The 19,754-nt window shown below is 66.1% G+C and carries 21 protein-coding genes and 1 pseudogene; 16 read left to right on the top strand and 6 right to left on the bottom strand.

All coding sequences use genetic code 11. The features are described from left to right. Positions 1–101: 101 nt before the first annotated feature. The 14 genes and pseudogenes from queD to codA all read left to right on the top strand — a co-directional run bounded on the left by queD (position 102) and on the right by codA (position 12,673). Positions 102–458 (top strand): 6-carboxytetrahydropterin synthase QueD, encoded by a 357-nt coding sequence (gene queD / locus L1O02_RS10580; protein WP_011062303.1) that lies wholly within the window; start codon positions 102–104, stop codon positions 456–458. A 138-nt stretch (positions 459–596) separates the two neighbouring features. Further along, positions 597–1,103 (top strand): annotated as a pseudogene (locus tag L1O02_RS10575) (nucleoside 2-deoxyribosyltransferase). A gap of 141 nt (positions 1,104–1,244) precedes the next feature. After that, positions 1,245–2,105: a MurR/RpiR family transcriptional regulator gene (locus tag L1O02_RS10570; RefSeq protein ID WP_060840217.1), complete on the top strand. Its 861-nt coding sequence runs from the start codon at positions 1,245–1,247 to the stop codon at positions 2,103–2,105. Positions 2,106–2,137: 32 nt separating this feature from the next. Further along, complete coding sequence (ddpX, locus tag L1O02_RS10565; protein ID WP_060840218.1) at positions 2,138–2,695, top strand: D-alanyl-D-alanine dipeptidase; 558 nt, start codon at positions 2,138–2,140, stop codon at positions 2,693–2,695. Between the two features lie 149 nt (positions 2,696–2,844). Next, the gene (locus tag L1O02_RS10560; protein WP_060844149.1) at positions 2,845–4,422 is read left to right on the top strand and encodes an ABC transporter substrate-binding protein; all 1,578 of its coding nucleotides are present in this window, start codon (positions 2,845–2,847) and stop codon (positions 4,420–4,422) included. A gap of 118 nt (positions 4,423–4,540) precedes the next feature. Continuing rightward, a complete protein-coding gene (locus L1O02_RS10555) occupies positions 4,541–5,557 on the top strand; it encodes an ABC transporter permease (protein WP_060844150.1) in 1,017 nt (338 codons plus the stop codon). 1 nt (position 5,558) lies between these two features. Next, positions 5,559–6,458, top strand: coding sequence for a D,D-dipeptide ABC transporter permease (ddpC, locus tag L1O02_RS10550; protein ID WP_108546347.1), 900 nt, complete (start codon positions 5,559–5,561; stop codon positions 6,456–6,458). Beyond that, positions 6,455–7,450, top strand: a complete 996-nt coding sequence (locus L1O02_RS10545) for an ABC transporter ATP-binding protein (RefSeq protein ID WP_235759839.1) — start codon at positions 6,455–6,457, stop codon at positions 7,448–7,450. The genes ddpC and L1O02_RS10545 overlap by 4 nt, the downstream gene beginning before the upstream one ends. After that, positions 7,447–8,418, top strand: a complete 972-nt coding sequence (locus L1O02_RS10540) for an oligopeptide/dipeptide ABC transporter ATP-binding protein (protein WP_235759838.1) — start codon at positions 7,447–7,449, stop codon at positions 8,416–8,418. The genes L1O02_RS10545 and L1O02_RS10540 overlap by 4 nt, the downstream gene beginning before the upstream one ends. A gap of 101 nt (positions 8,419–8,519) precedes the next feature. Next, the gene (locus tag L1O02_RS10535) at positions 8,520–9,143 is read left to right on the top strand and encodes an NUDIX hydrolase (protein WP_235759837.1); all 624 of its coding nucleotides are present in this window, start codon (positions 8,520–8,522) and stop codon (positions 9,141–9,143) included. An 85-nt stretch (positions 9,144–9,228) separates the two neighbouring features. Next, positions 9,229–9,603 (top strand): hypothetical protein, encoded by a 375-nt coding sequence (locus L1O02_RS10530; RefSeq protein ID WP_060844154.1) that lies wholly within the window; start codon positions 9,229–9,231, stop codon positions 9,601–9,603. Then, positions 9,600–9,797, top strand: coding sequence for a helix-turn-helix transcriptional regulator (locus L1O02_RS10525; RefSeq protein WP_060840226.1), 198 nt, complete (start codon positions 9,600–9,602; stop codon positions 9,795–9,797). The genes L1O02_RS10530 and L1O02_RS10525 overlap by 4 nt, the downstream gene beginning before the upstream one ends. A gap of 166 nt (positions 9,798–9,963) precedes the next feature. Further along, a complete protein-coding gene (codB, locus tag L1O02_RS10520; RefSeq protein WP_235759836.1) occupies positions 9,964–11,235 on the top strand; it encodes a cytosine permease in 1,272 nt (423 codons plus the stop codon). Between the two features lie 181 nt (positions 11,236–11,416). Beyond that, positions 11,417–12,673 carry a cytosine deaminase gene (gene codA, locus L1O02_RS10515; protein WP_060840228.1) on the top strand — a complete coding sequence of 419 codons (1,257 nt, stop codon included), beginning with the start codon at positions 11,417–11,419 and terminating at the stop codon, positions 12,671–12,673. 12 nt (positions 12,674–12,685) lie between these two features. On the opposite strand, the gene L1O02_RS10510 is transcribed toward codA, so the two are convergent. The 4 genes from L1O02_RS10510 to L1O02_RS10495 form a co-directional block, all read right to left on the bottom strand. Then, entirely contained in the window at positions 12,686–13,345 is a 660-nt protein-coding gene (locus L1O02_RS10510; protein ID WP_235759835.1) for a hypothetical protein, read from the bottom strand. Positions 13,346–13,454: 109 nt separating this feature from the next. Then, positions 13,455–14,444 (bottom strand): diaminopimelate epimerase, encoded by a 990-nt coding sequence (locus tag L1O02_RS10505; protein WP_235759834.1) that lies wholly within the window; start codon positions 14,442–14,444, stop codon positions 13,455–13,457. Between the two features lie 75 nt (positions 14,445–14,519). Then, a complete protein-coding gene (locus L1O02_RS10500; protein ID WP_129405811.1) occupies positions 14,520–14,948 on the bottom strand; it encodes a RidA family protein in 429 nt (142 codons plus the stop codon). A gap of 32 nt (positions 14,949–14,980) precedes the next feature. Beyond that, on the bottom strand, positions 14,981–15,979 hold the full coding sequence (locus L1O02_RS10495; protein WP_060840232.1) for a cyclase family protein: 999 nt from the start codon (positions 15,977–15,979) through the stop codon (positions 14,981–14,983). Between the two features lie 98 nt (positions 15,980–16,077). On the opposite strand from L1O02_RS10495, the gene L1O02_RS10490 reads away from it, so the two are divergent. Beyond that, positions 16,078–16,968, top strand: a complete 891-nt coding sequence (locus tag L1O02_RS10490) for a LysR family transcriptional regulator (RefSeq protein WP_060840233.1) — start codon at positions 16,078–16,080, stop codon at positions 16,966–16,968. Positions 16,969–16,971: 3 nt separating this feature from the next. Here L1O02_RS10490 and L1O02_RS10485 read toward each other — a convergent pair whose 3' ends face one another. Further along, positions 16,972–17,442 carry an Lrp/AsnC family transcriptional regulator gene (locus L1O02_RS10485; protein WP_060840234.1) on the bottom strand — a complete coding sequence of 157 codons (471 nt, stop codon included), beginning with the start codon at positions 17,440–17,442 and terminating at the stop codon, positions 16,972–16,974. Positions 17,443–17,674: 232 nt separating this feature from the next. Here L1O02_RS10485 and L1O02_RS10480 point away from each other — a divergent pair, with 232 nt between their 5' ends. Then, complete coding sequence (locus L1O02_RS10480) at positions 17,675–18,826, top strand: MFS transporter (RefSeq protein ID WP_235759833.1); 1,152 nt, start codon at positions 17,675–17,677, stop codon at positions 18,824–18,826. A 367-nt stretch (positions 18,827–19,193) separates the two neighbouring features. On the opposite strand, the gene L1O02_RS10475 is transcribed toward L1O02_RS10480, so the two are convergent. Then, positions 19,194–19,583 carry a hypothetical protein gene (locus tag L1O02_RS10475; protein ID WP_060840236.1) on the bottom strand — a complete coding sequence of 130 codons (390 nt, stop codon included), beginning with the start codon at positions 19,581–19,583 and terminating at the stop codon, positions 19,194–19,196. Positions 19,584–19,754: the final 171 nt, after the last annotated feature.

Raw genomic sequence — 19,754 nt, 5'->3', positions numbered from 1 at the left:
TTAGTCAGGGTTTTTCCGCAGCCCGGGAGCCAAGCTGATAAACTCGCCGCCTGCCTCAACTCGCCCGCGGGCGACGCCACCTGACAGAGCTGACCGACACTGTGGAAATCTTCAAAGAATTTACCTTCGAATCCGCCCATCGCCTGCCCTTCGTGCCCGAAGGCCACAAGTGCGGCCGCCTGCATGGCCACTCGTTCAAGGTGGCGATCCACCTCAGTGGCGAGGTCGACGCGCACACCGGCTGGATCCGCGACTTCTCGGAAATCAAGGCGATCTTCAAGCCGCTGTACGAGCGCCTGGACCATAACTACCTGAACGACATCCCCGGCCTGGAAAACCCCACCAGCGAAGTCCTGGCCAAGTGGATCTGGAACGAGCTCAAGCCGCTGCTGCCGGAGCTCTCGGCGATCCGCATCCACGAAACCTGCACCAGCGGCTGCATCTACCGCGGCGAATAATCCGCGCCCTGCTGGGCTGGCCAGCGCTGGTGACGCCGAATCAGTGATCGGCCGGGAGCGCCGCGTTTAGCGCATTTGGGGTGGCGCTGCCACCCAGCGGGAGCAAGCTCCCTCGCCACAGAAGAGATCGAGCTGCCCGTGAGCCCACGTATCTACCTCGCCGGTTTCGATGTGTTTCGCCGCGATGCCCAGGCCCATGGCCAATACCTCAAGCAACTGTGCAGCGCCCAGGGCCTGCACGGTCTGTTCCCCCTGGATAACCAGGCCCCGCAGAACCTCTCGCCAGAAGCCACGGCGCAGTGGATCTGCCAGCAGAACCTGGCCATGCTCCACGCCTGCGACGCCCTGCTGGCCAACCTCAACGACTTTCGCGGCCTGGAGCCGGATTCCGGCACCGCCTTCGAAGTGGGCGCGGCCATCGCCCTGGGCAAGCCGGTGTGGGCCTACTTCAGCGGCCCCGCGACCCTGCGCCAGCAGGTGCCCCACGACGCCTAGGGCCGCGATGCCCAGGGTTTTGCGGTGGAAGACTTCAATCTGCCGCGCAACCTGATGCTGGCCTGCACCTGGAGCGGTCGTAGCACCTGTGTGGAAACAGCCATCCGTGACCTCGGGCACTGGTTGAACGCAGCCCCTGCGGCCCACTGAAGATAACCAGCAGCGTCACTTTCTGCCGAAAACGACCTCGTCGGACAAAAGCCTTGTTTTGCCGCGAAGGCCGATGTTATGTTTCTAACACGAATTACAAAAATGAAACTTCAATAACATTTTCCGCGAACGCCTGGCGAGATGGTCATGGACAAGAACAGTTTCCAAGTCACCCTGGAGCAGCAGTTTGCAAGCCTGACGCCCACCGGCAAGCGCATCGCCACCTACCTGCTGGCCAACCTCCAGCAACTGCCCTTCGAGACCGCCGACAGCATCGCCCAGCAAGCCGGCACCACGGGCATATCCGTGGGGCGCTTCCTGCGCTCGCTGGGCTACCGCAACCTGGATGACGTCAAGCAAGGCCTGCGCGGCGATACCCCGGCCTCCTGGCTGATCACCGACCGGCTTGGCGCGTTTCGCAGCGAAGCCCATCAGGACGACGCCCTGGAGCGCTCGATGCATCGCGAGATCGAGGCCATCCAGCATGTCTACGGCCTGGCCCGCAGCCCAGCGTTCGACGCGATCGTGCGGCAGATCGTCGAGGCCGACGCGGTGTTCATCATCGGCATCCAGTCGACCCGGGGCATCCTCAACGCCTTCCACAGCCACCTGGAATACATCCGGCCCAAGGTCTATTACGTCGACGGCCTGTCGGGCATCTACGCGGAAACCCTGAACTCGGGCTTCGCCAAGCCCTACGCGATCATTTCCGACTTTCGCGCCTACTCCGCCATCACCCAGACCTTCTGCGAAGTGGCCAACGCCAACGCCCTGCCCCTGGCCCTGGTCACCGACCTGCAATGCCCCTGGGCCCGGGACTACCCGCTGGACCTGCTGCAACTGAAAACCGATGTCGGCCAGTTCTGGGATTCCCTGGCGCCGCTGACCTGCCTGTTCAACCTGATGGTGTCCGCGGTGGCCGAGGGCTATGGCGAGCGCCTGGATGAGCGCCTGGCGAAGAACCGAGCGTTGCAGGAAGCCTTCGGCCAGTTCGAGTCCTGACCTTCAAGCCTGTCCCAAGATGGAGTGAGTGAGTGAACAACAGCCCCCTTGTCGAAATCGACGCCCAGCGCCACCAACTGGAAATCGACCTGGTCTACGCCAGCGCCGACAACCTGGCCGGCCAGGTGATCTACCGCAACGCCCGCTGCCTGCTGCACAAGGACGCCGCGGCCTGCCTGTACAAGGCCAGCCAGCTGGCACGCATGGCCGGCCTGGGCCTGCGCATCTACGACGCCTACCGCCCGGCCTACGCCCAGCAGTTGCTGTGGCAGGCCCTGCCCGACCCGGACTACGTGCGCGACCCGCGCCTGGGCTCACACCACACCCGCGGCGTGGCCGTGGACCTGACCCTGGTGGATGAAAGCGGCCAGGCGCTGGACATGGGCACCGCCTTCGACGCCATGGAGCCCAAGTCGCACCAGTTCTACAGCGACCTGCCGCCCCAGGTGCAGCGCAATCGCCTGCTGCTGCTGGGGATCATGCTCAGCGCCGGCTTCGAGGCAATCCCCACCGAGTGGTGGCACTACGAGCTGCCCAACGCCGAGGACTTCCCCCTGATCCAGGAGCACGACCAGCCCTTCGAACACTGATGTCCCGTTCCCCAACCGGCCACAACAACAGGCAGCTAACTGCCCCAAGCCGGTCGCCCTGCAACACCGCTTCAGCAACAACTGCCCGGTTATAGCTTTTATAAAAAACCTGACGAACTTCCCAACATCGAATGATCAAGGAAACCGGCATGACCCCCAATCTGCGCAATAACCCTGATGTGCGTCTGTCCACCCGTGTCGCCCTGTCGCTGCTGTGCGCCGCCCTGAGCCTGGGCGCCTGGCAGGCGGCCAGCGCCGCCGCGCCCAAGGACACCCTGATGATCGGCAAGGCCGCCGACCCGCAGACCCTCGACCCGGCCGTGACCATCGACAACAACGACTGGGCCGTGACCTACCCGGCCTACCAGAAGCTGGTGACCTACAAGGTCGAGAACGGCAAGGGCAGCACCGAAGTCCAGGGCGACCTGGCCGAGAGCTGGAGCACCTCCGCCGACAACCTGACCTGGGACTTCAAGCTCAAGCCCGGCAACAAGTTCGACGACGGCAAGCCGGTGGACGCGGCCGCGGTGAAGTTCTCCTTCGAGCGCCTGATGCAGCTCAAGCAAGGCCCGTCCGGGGCCTTCCCGGATGACATGAGCGTGGCCGTGGTCGACCCGCTGACCGTGCGCTTCACCCTGAAGAAGCCCTACGCGCCCTTCCTCTATACCCTGGCCCACAACGGCGGCGGCATCATCAACCCGGACGTGGCCAACAAGGGCGAGGACGTCAACGCCTACCTGTCGACCCACACCGCCGGCTCCGGGGCCTTCCGCCTGAGCAACTGGCAGAAGGGCCAGTCGCTGACGCTGGAGCCCAACAGCTATTACGCCGGGCCCAAGCCGAGCCTGAACAAGGTGGTGATCAAGATCATCAGCGAGGCCTCGGTGCGCCGCCTGCAACTGGAACGCGGCGACCTGGACATCATCGAGGACATGCCCGAAGACCAGCTCGGCACCCTGGCCGGCAAGTCCGGGGTGGTGATCCAGACCTTCCCCTCGCTGCGGGTCAACTACCTGTACCTGAACAACCAGCGCGCGCCCCTGAACAACGTCGAGGCGCGCCAGGCATTGGTCCAGGCCATCGACTACAAGGGCATCGTCGACGGCATCCTCAAGGGCCAGGCCAAGCTGATGAACGGGCCGATCCCCGACGGCATGTGGGCCCACGACCCGAGCCTGCCGCTGATGCAGCAGAACCTCGACGGCGCCAAGGCCAGCCTGGCCAAGGTCCCGCAGAAGATCAGCAACCTGACCTACCTGTACTCGGACAAGGACGCCAACTGGGAGTCCATCGGACTGACCCTGCAAGCGGGCCTGGCGCCCCTGGGCATCAACCTGAAGATGGAGAAGCTGGCCAACGCCACCATGCGTGAACGGGTCGGCAAGGGTGACTACGACGTGGCCATCGGCTCCTGGAGCCCGGACTTCGCCGACCCCTACATGTTCATGAACTTCTGGTTCGACTCCAGCCTGCAGGGCTTGCCGGGCAACCGCTCGTTCTACAGCAACCCGGAAGTCGACGGCCTGATCCGCGAAGCGGCGGCCACCAACGACACCGCCAAGCGCATCGAGCTGTACCAGAAGGCGCAGAAGATCGTCCTCAAGGACAACGTCTACGCCTACCTGTATCAGAAGAACTACAGCCTGCCGATGCGTGATTCGGTGAAGGGCTACGTGTTCCATCCGATGCTGGAACAGGTGTTCAACATCGCTGAAATCAGCAAGTAGGACCGCGCCTGCAGTCCCCGTCGCCGGCCCCTGAACCGGGTCGGCGCCGGGTTGCCGTGTCCCCGGCGGGGCGCCGCTGCTGCCCCCGCCGTTCGTCAAGCGTTAACGAGGTTGCCTCATGGCCTTCCTGAATATGTTGCGCAAACGCCTGCTCGGCCTGTTGCTGGTCGTGGTCGGGGTTTCGCTGATTACCTTCACCATCTCGCACCTGATTCCCGGTGACCCGGCGCGGCTGATCGCCGGCGACCGGGCCAGCGATGCCATCGTGCAGAACATCCGCCACCAGTTGGGCCTGGACCTGCCGCTGTACCAGCAGTACGGGCGCTACATGCTCGACCTGCTGCACGGCGACCTGGGCACCTCGATCCGTACCAGCCGCCCGGTGCTGGAAGACCTGCAGAACTTCTTCCCGGCGACCCTGGAGCTGGCCCTGGCCGCCCTGCTGCTGTCGGTGCTGGTGGGCGTGCCGCTGGGGGTGTTGTCGGCGGTCTATCACAACCGCTTTATCGACCAGATCGCCCGCACCCTGGCGGTCACCGGGATTTCCACCCCGGCGTTCTGGCTGGGGCTGGGGCTGATCCTGCTGTTCTACGGCAACCTGGGCTGGCTGCCCGGCAGCGGGCGCCTGGACGAAGGCCTGGAGCCGCCACCGACGATCAGCGGCTTCTACCTGATCGACTCGCTGCTGGCCGGGGACCTCCCGCTGTTTTTCAATGCCCTGCAGCACCTGATCCTGCCGGCGGTGACCCTGGGCTTCGTCAACCTCGGGGTGGTGGCGCGGCAGATCCGCTCGGCGATGCTCGACCAGCTCGGCGAGGACTACATCCGCACCGCCCGGGCCTACGGCCTGTCGCGCTGGGCGGTGATTTTGCGCCACGCCCTGCCCAATGCGCTGATCCCTTCGGTGACGGTGCTCGGCCTGACCCTGGGCGACCTGCTGTACGGCGCCGTGCTGACCGAGACGGTGTTCGCCTGGCCGGGCATGGGCGCCTACGTGGTGAAGTCGATCCAGGCCCTGGATTTTCCGGCGGTGATGGGCTTCGCCATCCTGGTGTCGTTCATTTATGTGCTGCTGAACATGGCGATCGACCTGTTGTACCGGGTGATCGACCCGCGCATTGGCGAGGTAAATTGAGATGTCCGCTCCCTTGAACATTCCCCTGCCGCTGCCCGTGGCGCAGGCCAACGGCTGGCGCGCGCGCCTGGCCTACCTGGGCTACCGCGTGCGGCAAAGCCCGCTGACCATCGCCGGGCTGTGCATGACCCTGCTGGTGCTGCTGTGCATGGCCTTCGCCCCCTGGCTGTCGAGCCATGACCCCAACGCCCTGAACCTCGCCGAGCGCCTGGCCGCCCCCAGCGCCGCCCACTGGTTCGGCACCGACGAAGTCGGCCGCGACCTGTTCAGCCGGGTGCTCCACGGCAGCCGCCAGTCGGTGGGCGTGGGCCTGTTCGTGGCCTTCGCCTCGTGCCTGGCCGGGGGCCTGTTGGGCTGCCTGTCGGGGATCATCGGCGGGCGCTTCGACAGCCTGATCATGCGCCTGATGGACATCATGCTGTCGGTGCCGTCGCTGGTGCTGATCATGGCCCTGGCCGCCGCCCTGGGCCCGAGCCTGTTCAACGCCATGCTGGCGATCACCCTGGTGCGCATTCCGTTCTACGTGCGCCTGGCCCGGGGCCAGGCCCTGAGCATCCGCCAGATGGGCTACGTCAAGGCGGCCCAGACCTACGGCGCCGGGCGCTGGCACATCGTCAGCTGGCACGTGGGGCGCAACGCCATGCCGCCGCTGCTGGTGCAACTGAGCCTGGACATCGGCAGCGCCATCCTCATGGCCTCGGCCCTGGGCTTCATTGGCCTGGGGGCGCAGCAGCCTACCGCCGAATGGGGGGCGATGGTGGCCACCGGGCGCAACTTCATCCTCGACAACTGGTGGTACTCGACCTTTCCCGGGCTGGCGATCCTGTTCACCGCCACCGGTTTCAACCTGCTGGGTGACGGCATCCGTGACCTGCTCGACCCACGGCAACAGGGGAAATGACCATGAGCTCATCCGCCGTTCTCAACATCGATAACCTGAGCCTGGAATTCCCCGCCTACCGCAGCAATGTGCAGGCCCTCAACGGCGTGTCGCTACACGTCAACCCGGGGGAGATCGTCGGCGTGGTCGGCGAGTCCGGCTCGGGCAAATCGGTGACCGCCATGCTCAGCCTGCGCCTGCTGCCCGAGCGCAGCTACCGCATCACCTCCGGCAGCCTGTCGCTGCTGGGCCGCGACATGCTCGCCACCCCGGAAAAACAGCTGCTGCAGATCCGTGGCCGCGACGCGGCGATGATCTTCCAGGAGCCGATGACCGCCCTCAACCCGACCCGGCGCATCGGCCGGCAGATGCTCGACGTGATCATCCATCACCAGCGCTTGAGCCAGGACCAGGCCCGGGCCAAGGCCATCGCCCTGCTGCGCGACATGCACATCGCCGACCCCGAGCAGGTGCTGCAGGCCTATCCGTTCGAGCTGTCCGGCGGCATGCGCCAGCGGGTGATGATCGCCCTGGCGTTCTCCTGCGACCCGCAACTGCTGATCGCCGACGAACCCACCACCGCCCTGGACGTCACCGTGCAGCGCCAGGTGCTGCTGTTGCTGCGCGAGAAGGCCCGGCAACGGGGCACCGCGATCCTGTTGATCACCCACGACATGGCGGTGGTCTCGCAGTTCTGCGATCGGGTCTATGTGATGTACACCGGCGCCGTGGTGGAGCAAGGCAGCACCGCCCAGGTCATGCTCGACCCGCAGCACCCCTACACCCGCGGCCTGCTCAGCGGCCTGCCGGAGCAGGTGGCCCCCGGCGCGCCACTGCTGACCATTCCCGGGCAGGTGCCGAACCTCGCCCACCTGCCCGCTGGCTGCACCTTCCGCGAGCGCTGCCCGCAGGCCATGGCGATATGTGCCCAACGGCCACCGCTGCATTCGATCAACGCCAGCGAGCAGCGCAAGAGCGCCTGCTGGTTGGCCGCCCCGGAGTCCGCCCAATGACAACCACCGCCTCGCAAACCGGCAACCCGCCGCTGCTGCGGCTCAACGACGTGCAGGTACGCTTCCCCCTGAGCAATGACTGGCTGGGCCGGCCCCGGGCCTTCGCCCACGCGCTGAACGGCATCGACCTGGAACTGCGCCCCGGGGAAACCCTGGGCATCGTTGGCGAATCCGGCTGCGGCAAGAGCACCCTGGCGCAACTGCTGATGGGCCTGGTCAAGCCCAGCAGCGGCGACCTGCGCTGGGCCTACGCCAGCGACCGCGAACGCCACAGCCATGTGCAGATCGTGTTCCAGGACCCGCAATCGTCCCTCGACCCGCGCCTGCCGATCTGGAAGATCATCACCGAGCCGCTGTTCGCCCTGGGCAACACCCCGGCCGCACAGATGCGCGAGATCGCCGCCACGGTGGCGCAGCAGGTGGGCATCCGCAGCGAATACCTGGAGCGCTACCCGCACCAGTTCTCCGGCGGCCAGCGCCAGCGCATCGCCATTGCCCGGGCCCTGGCGTCGAACCCGGACATCATCGTCCTCGACGAACCGACCTCGGCCCTGGACATCTCGGTGCAGGCGCAGATCCTCAACCTGCTGGCGGACCTGCAACGCAGTCGCGGCCTGACCTTCGTGCTGATCTCCCACAACGTCTCGGTGGTGCGGCACATGGCCGACCGGGTGGCGGTGATGTACCTGGGACAGATCGTCGAACTGGGCAGCGCCGAACAGGTGCTGGAGCGACCGCGCCATCCCTACACCCAACTGCTGCTGGATGCGGTGCCACGCCTCGGCGCGCCCCTGGCGGACAGCCAGGTCTCGGCGCCCACCGAACTGCCGGGCAACCGCAAGCTGCCCAGCGGCTGCTTCTTTCTCGACCGCTGCAGCCGGCGCGGCCCGGGTTGCGAGCAGCCGCAACCGTTGCAGGGCAGCGCGACCCAGCAAGTGCGTTGCCATCGGCAAGACCTCCCGGGGTGATCCACCGGCACCACGCCGCCGGCTACGGCGTGGTGCTTGCTCCCTGCGCGCCAAGGGCTTAAAACAGGCGCCTTCTCTCTGACGCCGCAGGAACCCCACCCATGGAAAGCCACTGGCTGACCCACGCCAAACGCTTGCAAGCCATCGCCTCCACCGGCCTGCACTTCTGCAAGGACGTGCACGACCGCGAGCGCTACCAGGAAGTCGCCAACATCGCCCACGACATGCTCGCGCAACTGGGCAACGTGCCCGTGGAGCGCATCACCGATCTGGTCTCGGACTTTGCCCAGCGCTACTCGACGCCGATGGTCGAAGTGCGCGGCGCGCTGATCGAGGACGGCAAGATCCTCCTGGTGCGCGAGCAGCACGACGGCCTCTGGGCCCTGCCCGGGGGTTATGCCGATGTGGGCCTGTCGGCGGCGCAGAACATCATCAAGGAAATCCACGAGGAAGCCGGGCTCCAGGTCTCGGTGCGCCAGCTGTACGGCCTGCGGCACAAGGCCAAGGGCCCTTACAAGCCGGATCACCGGGACTTCTACAAGCTGTACTTTCTCTGTGAACGGCAAGACGCCGAGGCCCCGGTGGCCGGTAGCGAAACCAGCGACGCGGCGTTCTTCGCCCCGGACCAGTTGCCGCCGCTGTCCCAGGGTCGCACCGTGGAACGGGATATCCAGGAGGCTTTCGACTTCCACGAAGGCCGGCGCAGCGTGGCCCTGTTCGACTGAGCATGACGCGGTCAATGTAAAGCACCCTTGACATGAAAAATCGCCCCACCTAATGTAAAGGACACTTTACTCAAGGAGATCGCCCATGGGCACCAAACGCTATTTCGGGGAATTCAGCCTGGCCTTGCTGGCCTATATCGCCTGTGTGGTTTTGAGCAGCCACTGGCTGGCTGACATGAGCCCGGGTCCGGGCAAGATTGCCCTGGCCCTGGTGCCGGTGATCCCCATGGTGGCCATGGCCCTGGCGGTGGTGCGCCAGTTGCGGCGCATGGACGAACTGGCCCGGCGCATCCAGCTCGAAGCCCTGGGGCTGTCCTTTGTCTGCACCGCGCTGATCACCTTCAGCTACGGCTTCCTGGAAACCGCCGGCCTGCCCCGGCTCTCGATGTTCTATGTGTGGCCAGTGATGGGCCTGGTCTGGGCCCTGGCCACGGTGGTCGGCTGGCGGCGCTACCGATGAACAACCAACTGCGCGAATTGCGCACCCTCAAAGGCTGGTCCCAGGCCGAGCTGGCCACCCGGCTTGAGGTGTCCCGGCAGACGGTGAATGCCATCGAGACCGGGCGCTACGACCCCAGCCTGCCCCTGGCGTTCAAGATCGCCCGGGCCTTCCAGATGCCTATCGAAAGCATCTTCAACCCCGACCAGGACTGACCCCGGCCACGAGGCAGTGCGCCCGTGCACCATTTTCGCCCCGGCGCGGCCTGCAGCCGGGGCAGGCCCGCAGGCATCGGCTATAACTGCTGGGGCACCCGCTCCGGCGACCCGTTTGGCACGGCGCCTGCAACAGCGAGGCACCACTGCGACCAGGGACAGGCCCATGACCCAGCACGAACCCGGCAACGACTACCCCTTGAGCGAAGTTCCGCAGCACGCCCGCAAGGGCCTGGCCTCCATGGCCATGGTGCTGCTGGGCTTCACCTTCTTCACCGCCACCATGTTCGCCGGCGGCAAGCTGGGGGTGGCGTTCGACTTCACCACCCTGCTGATGGTGATTGTCCTTGGCAACCTGCTGCTGGGGATCTACGCCGCGAGCCTGGGCTACATCGCCTTCAAGAGCGGGCTGAACACGGTGCTGATGGGGCGCTTCTGCTTCGGTGAACGGGGCAGCAAGCTCAGCGACCTGATCCTCGGCCTGACCCAGGTCGGCTGGTACGCCTGGGGCACCGCCACCGCCGCGGTGGTACTGGGCAAGTATTTCCAGCTGGATTCGGGCGCGGTGCTGGGGTTGATGCTGCTGTTCGGCATGGCCTTCTGCGCCACCGCCTACATCGGCTACCGCGGCCTGGAGATCCTGTCGTGGATCGCGGTGCCGGCCATGGGTCTGCTGCTGGTGCTGTCGATGACGGTGGCGACCACCCAGGTCGGCGGCCTCGACGGCCTGCTGGCCCTCACCCCCAGCGCCAGCCTGGACCTGTCCACCGCCCTGACCCTGGTGTTCGGCACCTTTGTCAGCGGCGCCACCCAGGCCACCAACTGGACCCGTTTCTCCCGCTCGGCGCGGGTGGCGGTGAGCGCCAGCCTGATCGGTTTCTGCCTCGGCAATGGCCTGATGGTGCTGATCGGTGCCTACGGCGCCATCGTCTACCAGCAGCCGGACGTGGTCGAAGTCTTGCTGCTGCAGGGCTTTGCCACGGCCGCCATGGCCATGCTGCTGTTGAACATCTGGAGCACCCAGGACAACACCATCTACAACTTCGCCGTGGCCGGCTGCAACCTGCTGCGCACCAACCGGCGCAAGACCGTGACCCTGGTGGGGGCGCTGATTGGCACCCTGCTGGCGATGCTCGGCATGTACGATTTGCTGGTGCCTTATCTGGTGCTGCTGGGCACGGTGATTCCGCCGATTGGCGGGGTGATCATGGCCGACTTCTTCTATCGCTGGCGCGGCCGCTACCCGCGTCTGGCCGACAGCCAGTTGCCGGACTGGAACTGGTCGGGGCTGGCCGCCTACGGCCTGGGCACCCTGGCGGCATTCTGCTCGCCCTGGGTCGCCCCGCTGGTGGGCATCGCCGTCGCCAGCCTGAGCCATGTGCTGTTCAGCGCCTGGCTCGGCGCCCGCTCCAGTGCCGGCGCCGAGGCTCGCAGCTGAACCCGCGCCTTGCTCACTCCAGGCGATCCGGGTCTATCATGGCCCGGTCATGCAACACCCTGTCCCCACCCACCGGCCCTGTCGCGGCCGGTGCAAGGACAGTCCAATGACCGTGGGACAAGGGCCAGTGCCCGGATCTCACGGCGCAACCACTGATTGCCCGACTCGAGGAATTGCCCCGATGCTGATCACCAACGCCCGCCTGCGCCACCGTGAAGGTCTGCACCAACTGCACCTGGAAAACGGCCGCATCGCCCGCATTGTCCTGCAAGGCCCCGACGCCCCCACCGCCACCGCGCCCTTCGGCCCCGAGCACCTGGATGCCGGCGGCAACCTGGTGGTGCCGCCCTTCGTCGAACCGCACATTCACCTGGACGCCACCCTCACCGCCGGCGAGCCGCGCTGGAACATGAGCGGCACTCTGTTCGAAGGCATCGAATGCTGGGGCGAACGCAAGGCCAGCATCACCGCCGAAGACACCCGCACCCGCGCCCACAAGACCATCCGCGCCCTGGCCGCCCACGGCATCCAGCACGTGCGCACCCACGTCGACGTCACCGACCCGGACCTCACCGCCCTCAAGGCCATGCTCGAAGTGCGCGAGCAAAGCGCGCACCTGATCGACCTGCAGATCGTTGCCTTCCCCCAGGAGGGCATCGAATCGTTTCGCAACGGCCGCGAACTGATGGAAGAAGCCATCCGCCTGGGCGCCGACGTGGTGGGCGGCATTCCCCACTTCGAATACACCCGCGACCAGGGCGTGAGCTCGGTGAAGTTCCTCATGGACCTGGCCGAACGCACGGGCTGCCTGGTGGACGTGCACTGCGACGAAACCGACGACCCGCACTCGCGCTTTCTCGAAGTGCTGGCCGAAGAGGCCCGCAGCCGCGGCATGGGCTCGCGGGTCAGCGCCAGCCACACCACCGCCATGGGCTCCTACGACAACGCCTACTGCGCCAAGCTGTTCCGCCTGCTGGGGCACTCGGGCATCAGCTTCGTCTCCTGCCCCACCGAAAGCATTCACCTGCAGGGGCGCTTCGACAGCTTCCCGAAACGCCGCGGCGTGACCCGGGTCAACGAACTGCTGGAAGCCGGAATGAACGTGTGCTTCGGCCAGGATTCGATTGTCGACCCCTGGTACCCCCTGGGTAACGGCAACATCCTGCGGGTGCTGGAAGCCGGCCTGCACATCTGCCACATGCTCGGCTACCGCAACCTGCAGAGCGCCCTGGACCTGGTCACCGACAACAGCGCCAAGGCCCTGGCCCTGGGCGAAGGCTACGGCCTTGAGGAAGGTCGGCCGGCGAACCTGCTGATCCTCTCGGCCGACAGCGATTACGAAATGATCCGCAGCCAAGGCCTGCCGCTGTATTCGATCCGCCACGGCAAGGTGCTGATGCAACGGCAGATGGCCCAGGTGCAACTGGCCGGCGACTGACGGTAGCGATGCTTACTTGACCCGAAACGGCTGGGCCGCCATGAACGCCACCGGCAACAGCGGCAGGGCGAGGATCATCAACACGCCGTCCGCGGTGAGGGTCACCGGCGTCAACAGCACCTGGCCGACCTTGCTCTTCTCGCGGTACGCCGAGAACTGCAAGGTGTAGGTGCTGTTCAACGGGTTGGCCTGATAGGCGCTGATATCCCGCTTGGACTTGAAGCGGCTGCCGCGAATGGCATAGCGGTGCAACAGGGCGTTCTGCGACCTCTCCACCACGAAACCCAAGGCCTCGGCTGCCTCGATCTGCTGGGCGTCGAGCTGATCCAGCCCGGGAATCCTCAGGACCAGCTCACCCTCCAGGTTCTGCCACGCACTGACGTGGATCTGCGAAAACTCGGCCTGCATTTTCCCATGCAGGTCCGACTGGATAGCCTGCAGCAACTTCGGATCGACCATCACGAAGTAGTGGTACTTCTTGCCAAGGATGACAAAGCTCTTCGCGTCCGCCGTGACATAGAACTGGCTGACGGTTTCCGTATAGACCTCATTGCTGGCTTGGCTTTCGTAAAGCTGGCTGGTCAGGCAACCGCCAAGGCTGCCAGCGACTAAAGCCCCCAGAGCCATAACCGAGCCTTTGAGCAAGGCTCGGCGGGGCATTCCTTTTTGCATGTCGAATCCTTTCCAGAGAGGTGGGCTGTAGCGGGAGATGAGCCGCGACTGCCGCCACGCTATAGAAACTCCAACCGTTTTGCACTCCGCCACCGCGACTCCGGCGTCCTCACTCAGCCCGCGCCGTGCCGAACAGGCTCACCCGGGTCAACACCCCCTCGGTCTCTTGCAACAGCAAGGGCGCGGTGCCGCCGGGCATCACCACCTGCACCTCGCCAGCCTTGACCCAGCCCACCCGCCACGCCGCGCAAGCCACGGCACTGGCACTGGTGCCCGACGAGGCGGTCGGCCCTTCGCCACGCTCGAACACCCGGGCGACGATGCGCTGCGCCGACTCGCGCATCGCCCATTGCAGGTTGACCCCCGCCGGGCACGGCTCGCCGCTGCCCAGGGGCAAGGCAAAAGCCGTCGCGGTCAGCCCTTCGGCCAGCGGCGCCGCGAGCATCTGCGGGTTGCTCGGCAAGGCGTCGGCTTCTTCCACCAGGGTCACGCAATGGGGGTTGCCGATGCGCACGAACTGGCTGTGCTCCCACAGCGGGTTCAGCGCCTGCAACGGCGCCACCCGGCTCAGCTCGCGACCGTTGAAAGTCACGGCCTCGACACCGATCGCCGCGACGGCCTCGGGCCCGAAGGACGGCTGGCCCAGATCCAGCCAGAAGCCCTGCTGCCCCGCCACTTGCGCCGGCTCCACCTGCGTGGCCACCGGCGAGGCGCCCGTGGCTTGATCGTGATGCACCTGCAACAGCGTCGGCCCCTGGGTTGCCAGCAGCCCCTGTTCGACAAGGGCCTGGGAAAAGATCGTCAGGCCATTGCCGCTGCGCTCGGCCAGGGTGCCGTCGGTGTTGACGATCAACAGGTCGAAGGGCGCCTGAGCCTGGAACGGCCCCACCAGCAAACCATCGCTGCGGTGGGCCTTGGCCCCGGCTGGCCGGGTGCCCGGGGCCCAGTCGCAGAGCGCGGCGATCGCCTGTTCGGCCCACAGGCGCCGGTCCCGGGCCGCCTGGGCCGCGCTGCCGGGCAAGGCAATGCCCAGGCCGCGCAGCGCTGCGGGCGTCACCACCCCATAGATATTGCCCCGTGCATCGTAGAACGCCGCCATGACACCGCCTCCAGAAAAAACCGAGCCGCTGACATTACGGAGAATGCAGCGGCTCCACCAGAGGGGAACTCAGGCTCAGGATGGCAACACGGCAATCGCCTCGATCTCGAACAGCATGCCGTCCAGGGCCAGGCGCGGCACCGGGATCAGGGTGCAGGCCGGGGTCGCCGCCGGTCCCCACAACGCCCGCAACTGGCGGCCAAAGATCGCCAACCGCTCGTGGCTGTGATCGACGATCAGCACCGTGAGCTTGGCCACCTGGCTGACCTCGGCGCCCACGCTGGCCAGGGCGGTCTGCAGGTTGGCCAGGGCCTGGCGCACCTGGGCGGCGAAGTCTGCGGCCAACTGACCGTCAGGCGTTTCGCCACCCTGCCCGGCGATGAACACCAGGCGCGCACCGGCGGCCACTTGTGCCACATGGGAATAGCCGTTGGCGCTGGGGTCATAGAGCCCGGGCGGGTTGGACAGGCGCAGCACCGGGTTTGAAAAAAGCGCGGTAGACATGTTCATCTCCTGAGCAAAAGCCATTCGCCCCTTCAACGAATGGGCAAGGCCATGGGCCGGATCGGCGCGGCATCAGCGCCGCGCAGCTTGAGTGAAGCACCGATAAAGGCGAACTGGTACACCTTGTCCCGGGACAGGCCTTCCAGGTTGACCAGTTCCATGATCGGCGCGCCCTGCATGGCCAGCAGGTAGGTGTGCAGCGGCAGGTAATTGCCCTCGACCTCGGAGGGGAATGTTTCAAAACTCAGGTTGTCGGCCCCCACCACCATGGCCCCGCCCTCTTCCACCAGGAACTTCGCCGCATCCAGGCTCAGCCCCGGTGGGTTGGCCATGTAGCGCTGGGCATTGTCGAAGTCGCGCATGCGCCCGGTGCGGATCAGCACCACATCGCCTTTTTCCAGGGCCACGTTCTGCCGGGCCAGGGCCTGCTGCAGATCGGCGCGGGTGACCCGGTAGCTGTCCGCCAATTGCTCCAGGCCCTTGGCCGCGGCGACGTCGATCAGCACCCCGCGGGCAATGATCGGCGGCAGTTTTTCCGCGCCGGTGACGTTCCAGCCGCGGTCCCCCAGGTGCTGGTCGGCGCGGTAGCCGTTCCAGATCTTGCCGTTGAGGCCGAAGTGGTTGAGGGCATCGATATGGGTGCCCATGTGGGCGTACATCGACACCGCCGAACCGCTGTAGCTGACGTGCTGGTTCATCGGTTCACCGACCTGCATCGGGTCGGCGATCACGTTGCCGTGGGGGGTGTGGGTCATCCACATCTGGTACGGCGGGTCGCCGGCGGCCTGCCAGCTGGGCATGCCGACGAAGTAGTCCACCGCCAGGTCATAGGCCTGCTCGCCACTGACCCGGGCCATGATCGCCGCCCGGGACTCGGGGGTGATCAGGTTCAGGCGACCGATCTCGTCCCTGGGCCCCCAGGGGCTGATGCCCACCTCGGGCCGGGGCGCCGTGGCGGCGTTGCACAGGCCACTGAGCAGGGACAGGGCCAACACCCCGGAAACCATCTTCGACATTGCGCGATAAGCCATGACAACACTCCTGTGAAATGAAGTGGCCATGGTATTGAGTGCTCGATCAGAGATAATCAGCGGTTTCGTGGATACATATTCAACCCAGGAGAAACAATATGGACGTGCTGATGGCCATGCGCACCTTTCGCCGGGTGGCGGAACGTTCCAGCTTCAGCCAGGCCGCCGCCGATCTCGGGCAGTCCACGGCGGCGGTGAGCAAACAGGTGCGCCAGCTGGAAGAACGCCTGGGCAGCCTGTTGATCCTGCGCACCACCCGGCGCATGAGCCTGTCGGAGGCCGGGCAGCGCTACTTCAGCGAATGCTGCCACCTGCTGGACGAGCTGGACGCCCTGGAGCGGGCCACCCAGGCCGGCCTGCACGAACCCGGCGGGCGCCTGCGGGTCAACGCGCCGCTGTCCTTCGGGCTCAAGGTGCTGTCGCCGATCCTGGTGGCCTTCATGCAGCGCTACCCGCAGTTGCAGGTGGACCTGACCCTCAACGACCAGGTGCTGGACGTGGTGGGCGAAGGCTTCGACGTCTCGTTGCGGATTCGCCGGCAACTGGAGGATTCGTCACTGATCGCCCGCCACCTGGGGCAAGTGGAACAGCTCATCTGCGCCGCGCCGGGCTATCTGCAAGAAGCCGGCACGCCGACGAGCATTGCCGACCTGCATCAGCATCGCTGCCTGGCCTACCGGCTGGCGGAACACCCGGGGCGCTGGCAACTGCAAGGCCCCGAAGGCCAGACCCGGCTGGAGCTGCCGGTGCATTTCTCCGCAGACAACAGCCTGCTGCTGGCCGACATGCTGGTGGCCGGCCTGGGCATCGGCGCGCTGCCCGGGTTCGTCGCCCAACCGTTGCTGGACAGCGGCCAGCTGCTGCGGGTGCTGCCGGAGCAGCACCTGTCCGAGCGTCATATCTATGCGCTGTACCCCAGCCAGCGCCACCTGTCGCAGAAGGTCCGGGTGTTCGTGGATTTTCTCGTGCAAGCGCTGCAGGCGCCCTGAACCTCAGCCGGACGTGGGCACGTCCAGGCCGACCTTGACCCGGTTCATCGCCACCAGGGTCTTGAAGCGCTTGACGTTGGCGTTGTCGAAGAACAGTTCGCGGGTCAGCTGGGTGTACTGGGCCATGTTGCGGACGCAGAAAATCAGCACGAAGTCGCACTCGCCGGCCACGTAGTAGCACTGCTGGACCTGGGGGCAGGCCTGGAAACTACGCTTGAGCGCGTCGATCTGGTCGATGCGCTCACTCTCCACTTCCACCTCGACGATGATGCTCAGCTCGTGCCCCAGGGCATCGGGGGCCACGATGGCGCTGTAGCGCTCGATCACACCCTCGTCGCTGAGGCGCTTGAGCCGCCGGTTGACCGCGGCGGTGGACAGGTTGACCCGCAGCCCGAGCTCGCTTTGCGCGGTGCTGGCGTCACGCTGCAGCTCGGCGAGCAACTTCAGGTCATAGGCGTCGAGACTGGCATTCATGGGCAGGAAAACTCCGGGGGCGGACGGCACGCGCTGCAATGTTTTTGTGCAAAGCGGCCGATTATGCGAAACAACGCGCCGGCTTGCGCACTATTATTTCCGGCCCTGGCGCAGCGCCGTGGCAATTACTGCAACCTTCACTGGCTGGATTTGTCACAATCCCCGACCCGGCCGCCATCACGCCATGGGGGCATCAGGTGGCCGGCAGCGAGTTTCATCGCCAAGGATTTTTATGACTGCCAGCAACACCCACATGCAGGCCACCCCCGGCCGCCTCGAACAGATGTCCACCCGCATCGCCTTTTTCATCGCCGGTTTCGGCATCGCCGCCTGGGCTCCGCTGGTGCCCTACGCCAAGGCCCGGGCCGGGCTCGACGAAGCCACCCTGGGCCTGCTGCTGTTGTGCCTGGGGGTGGGTTCGATCCTGGCGATGCCGATTGCCGGGGCCCTGGCCGGGCGCTTCGGCTGCCGCCGGGTGATGGCCGGTGGCACCTTGCTGATCTGCCTGGCCTTGCCGCTGCTGGCGACCCTGAGCTCGATCCCGCTGCTGATGGCGGCGCTGTTCATGTTCGGCGCCGGCCTGGGTGGCGTGGATTCCACGGTCAACCTGCAAGCGGTGATCGTCGAACGGGCCAGCGGCAAGACCATGATGTCGGGCTTTCACGGGCTGTTCAGCCTGGGCGGGATCGTCGGCGCCGCAGGGGTCAGCGCCTTGCTCGGCCTCGGCCTGTCGCCGCTGGGCGCGACCCTGGTGGTGATCGTCTTGACGCTGCTGGCGCTGCTCAAGGCCGCGCCGCACATGCTGCCCTACGGCAGCCAGAGCTCGGGCCCGGCCTTTGCCGTGCCCCATGGCGTGGTGCTGTTCATCGGCTGCCTGTGCTTCGTGGTGTTCCTCGCCGAGGGCGCGGTGCTGGACTGGAGCGCCGTGTTTCTCACCGCCGAGCGCGACCTGGATGCAGCCTACGCCGGGCTGGGTTACGCCGCCTTTGCCCTGACCATGACCCTGGGCCGCCTGACCGGCGATGCCATCGTCCATCGCCTGGGCGCGCGCCGGGTGATCGTCATCGGCGGCAGCACCGCCGCCGCCGGCCTGCTGCTGGCGACCCTGGCCCCGGCCTGGGAAGCGGCGCTGCTGGGCTATGCCCTGGTGGGCGCGGGTTGCTCGAACATCGTGCCGGTGCTCTACAGCGCCGTGGGCAAACAGCAGGTCATGCCGGAGAGCATCGCCGTACCGGCCATCACCACCCTGGGCTATGCCGGCATCCTTGCCGGCCCCGCGGTGATCGGCTTCATCGCCCACGGCAGCAGCCTGAGCGCGGCCTTCGGCCTGATCGCCGTGCTGCTGTTGGCAGTGGCCGCCAGCGGCAGAATACTCAAGCTGTAAGCGCCAAGCGCCAAGCGCCAAGCGCCAAGCGCCAAGCGCCAAGCTCCAAGCTTGCGGCTTGCGGCTTGTGGCTTGTGGCTTGCAGCTAAGTCTTTGGCTTTTGATCTTGCTGCCCCTTCAGGAGGCCGAGTGCAGGCATTGCGCAGGGGGCAGCTCGGCAAGGATGCCGAGCTAGCCGCCCCAGGCCATGCATGGCCTGGGGCGGCGTGCCCCCGGAGCAATGCCGGAACGAGGGAACGCCGAGCCTTAGCGAGGCGCCGGATGCAGGGGCAGAGACGTTTTGCTTACTTTTGCGTCCGTCAAAAGTGAGTCGCTGTAAAAGCGAAACCGCCAGTGGCCACAGCCGCAGCAACGGATATGTACCCCATCAACAACCGCCCTCTACTCCAAGGCCAACAGCATCCCTCGGAGCGCCATCGAGCAACGCTTCCACCACCGCCCGCGCCATCTCCACCGAATGCACCATGGACCAGATCAACCCAGTCTCCAGGCCACTGCCCTGCCGGGTGATTTCATCACTGACCTCCTCGGCGCATTTGAGCAGCAACGCCACATGCACCAGCGCCTCCTCGACGCCCACGCCCGGGCGCACGCTGAACAGCGAGTCGGGAGCAACGGCCTGGGCCGTGGTCTTGAACTGGAACATCGCCAGGTCCAATGGATGCCGGGCCAGCGCTTCACGCACGGAAGCATTGGCGGCCTTGAGCTGGGGATCGCGATAGGAAGAAGTCGGTGGATCGGGAACGATCTTTTTCATGGTCAAACTCCTAGCTAAGAATAGGAGCCGACACCGTTCGCTTGCACACGAATAAGGGTGGCAGCCGTACGCAGGTGTGCAAGACCGAGTTTGCTAGGACACCCGGCAGATCCGAAGATCTCCCGCGCACGGCCGCCATGACACAGCGGACATGAAAAACGCCCAAGCATG

The organism is Pseudomonas sp. BC42 (assembly GCF_021560055.1).
Taxonomy (GTDB): Bacteria; Pseudomonadota; Gammaproteobacteria; order Pseudomonadales; family Pseudomonadaceae; genus Aquipseudomonas.
Note: the sequence above shows the minus strand (reverse complement) of the source record. Positions and strands in the feature narration are given on the sequence as shown.

Excerpts from the sequence above, each read along its gene's own strand:
- L1O02_RS10495 (WP_060840232.1), bottom strand. The coding sequence starts at position 15,979 with ATGGCTTATCGCGCAATGTCGAAGATGGTTTCCGGGGTGTTGGCCCTG.
- codB (WP_235759836.1), top strand. The coding sequence starts at position 9,964 with ATGACCCAGCACGAACCCGGCAACGACTACCCCTTGAGCGAAGTTCCG.
- L1O02_RS10480 (WP_235759833.1), top strand. The coding sequence starts at position 17,675 with ATGACTGCCAGCAACACCCACATGCAGGCCACCCCCGGCCGCCTCGAA.
- ddpC (WP_108546347.1), top strand. The coding sequence starts at position 5,559 with ATGTCCGCTCCCTTGAACATTCCCCTGCCGCTGCCCGTGGCGCAGGCC.
- L1O02_RS10555 (WP_060844150.1), top strand. The coding sequence starts at position 4,541 with ATGGCCTTCCTGAATATGTTGCGCAAACGCCTGCTCGGCCTGTTGCTG.
- L1O02_RS10530 (WP_060844154.1), top strand. The coding sequence starts at position 9,229 with ATGGGCACCAAACGCTATTTCGGGGAATTCAGCCTGGCCTTGCTGGCC.
- L1O02_RS10570 (WP_060840217.1), top strand. The coding sequence starts at position 1,245 with ATGGTCATGGACAAGAACAGTTTCCAAGTCACCCTGGAGCAGCAGTTT.
- L1O02_RS10490 (WP_060840233.1), top strand. The coding sequence starts at position 16,078 with ATGGACGTGCTGATGGCCATGCGCACCTTTCGCCGGGTGGCGGAACGT.
- L1O02_RS10475 (WP_060840236.1), bottom strand. The coding sequence starts at position 19,583 with ATGAAAAAGATCGTTCCCGATCCACCGACTTCTTCCTATCGCGATCCC.
- codA (WP_060840228.1), top strand. The coding sequence starts at position 11,417 with ATGCTGATCACCAACGCCCGCCTGCGCCACCGTGAAGGTCTGCACCAA.
- L1O02_RS10505 (WP_235759834.1), bottom strand. The coding sequence starts at position 14,444 with ATGGCGGCGTTCTACGATGCACGGGGCAATATCTATGGGGTGGTGACG.
- L1O02_RS10525 (WP_060840226.1), top strand. The coding sequence starts at position 9,600 with ATGAACAACCAACTGCGCGAATTGCGCACCCTCAAAGGCTGGTCCCAG.
- L1O02_RS10500 (WP_129405811.1), bottom strand. The coding sequence starts at position 14,948 with ATGTCTACCGCGCTTTTTTCAAACCCGGTGCTGCGCCTGTCCAACCCG.
- L1O02_RS10485 (WP_060840234.1), bottom strand. The coding sequence starts at position 17,442 with ATGAATGCCAGTCTCGACGCCTATGACCTGAAGTTGCTCGCCGAGCTG.
- L1O02_RS10510 (WP_235759835.1), bottom strand. The coding sequence starts at position 13,345 with ATGCAAAAAGGAATGCCCCGCCGAGCCTTGCTCAAAGGCTCGGTTATG.
- L1O02_RS10545 (WP_235759839.1), top strand. The coding sequence starts at position 6,455 with ATGACCATGAGCTCATCCGCCGTTCTCAACATCGATAACCTGAGCCTG.
- L1O02_RS10560 (WP_060844149.1), top strand. The coding sequence starts at position 2,845 with ATGACCCCCAATCTGCGCAATAACCCTGATGTGCGTCTGTCCACCCGT.
- L1O02_RS10540 (WP_235759838.1), top strand. The coding sequence starts at position 7,447 with ATGACAACCACCGCCTCGCAAACCGGCAACCCGCCGCTGCTGCGGCTC.
- L1O02_RS10535 (WP_235759837.1), top strand. The coding sequence starts at position 8,520 with ATGGAAAGCCACTGGCTGACCCACGCCAAACGCTTGCAAGCCATCGCC.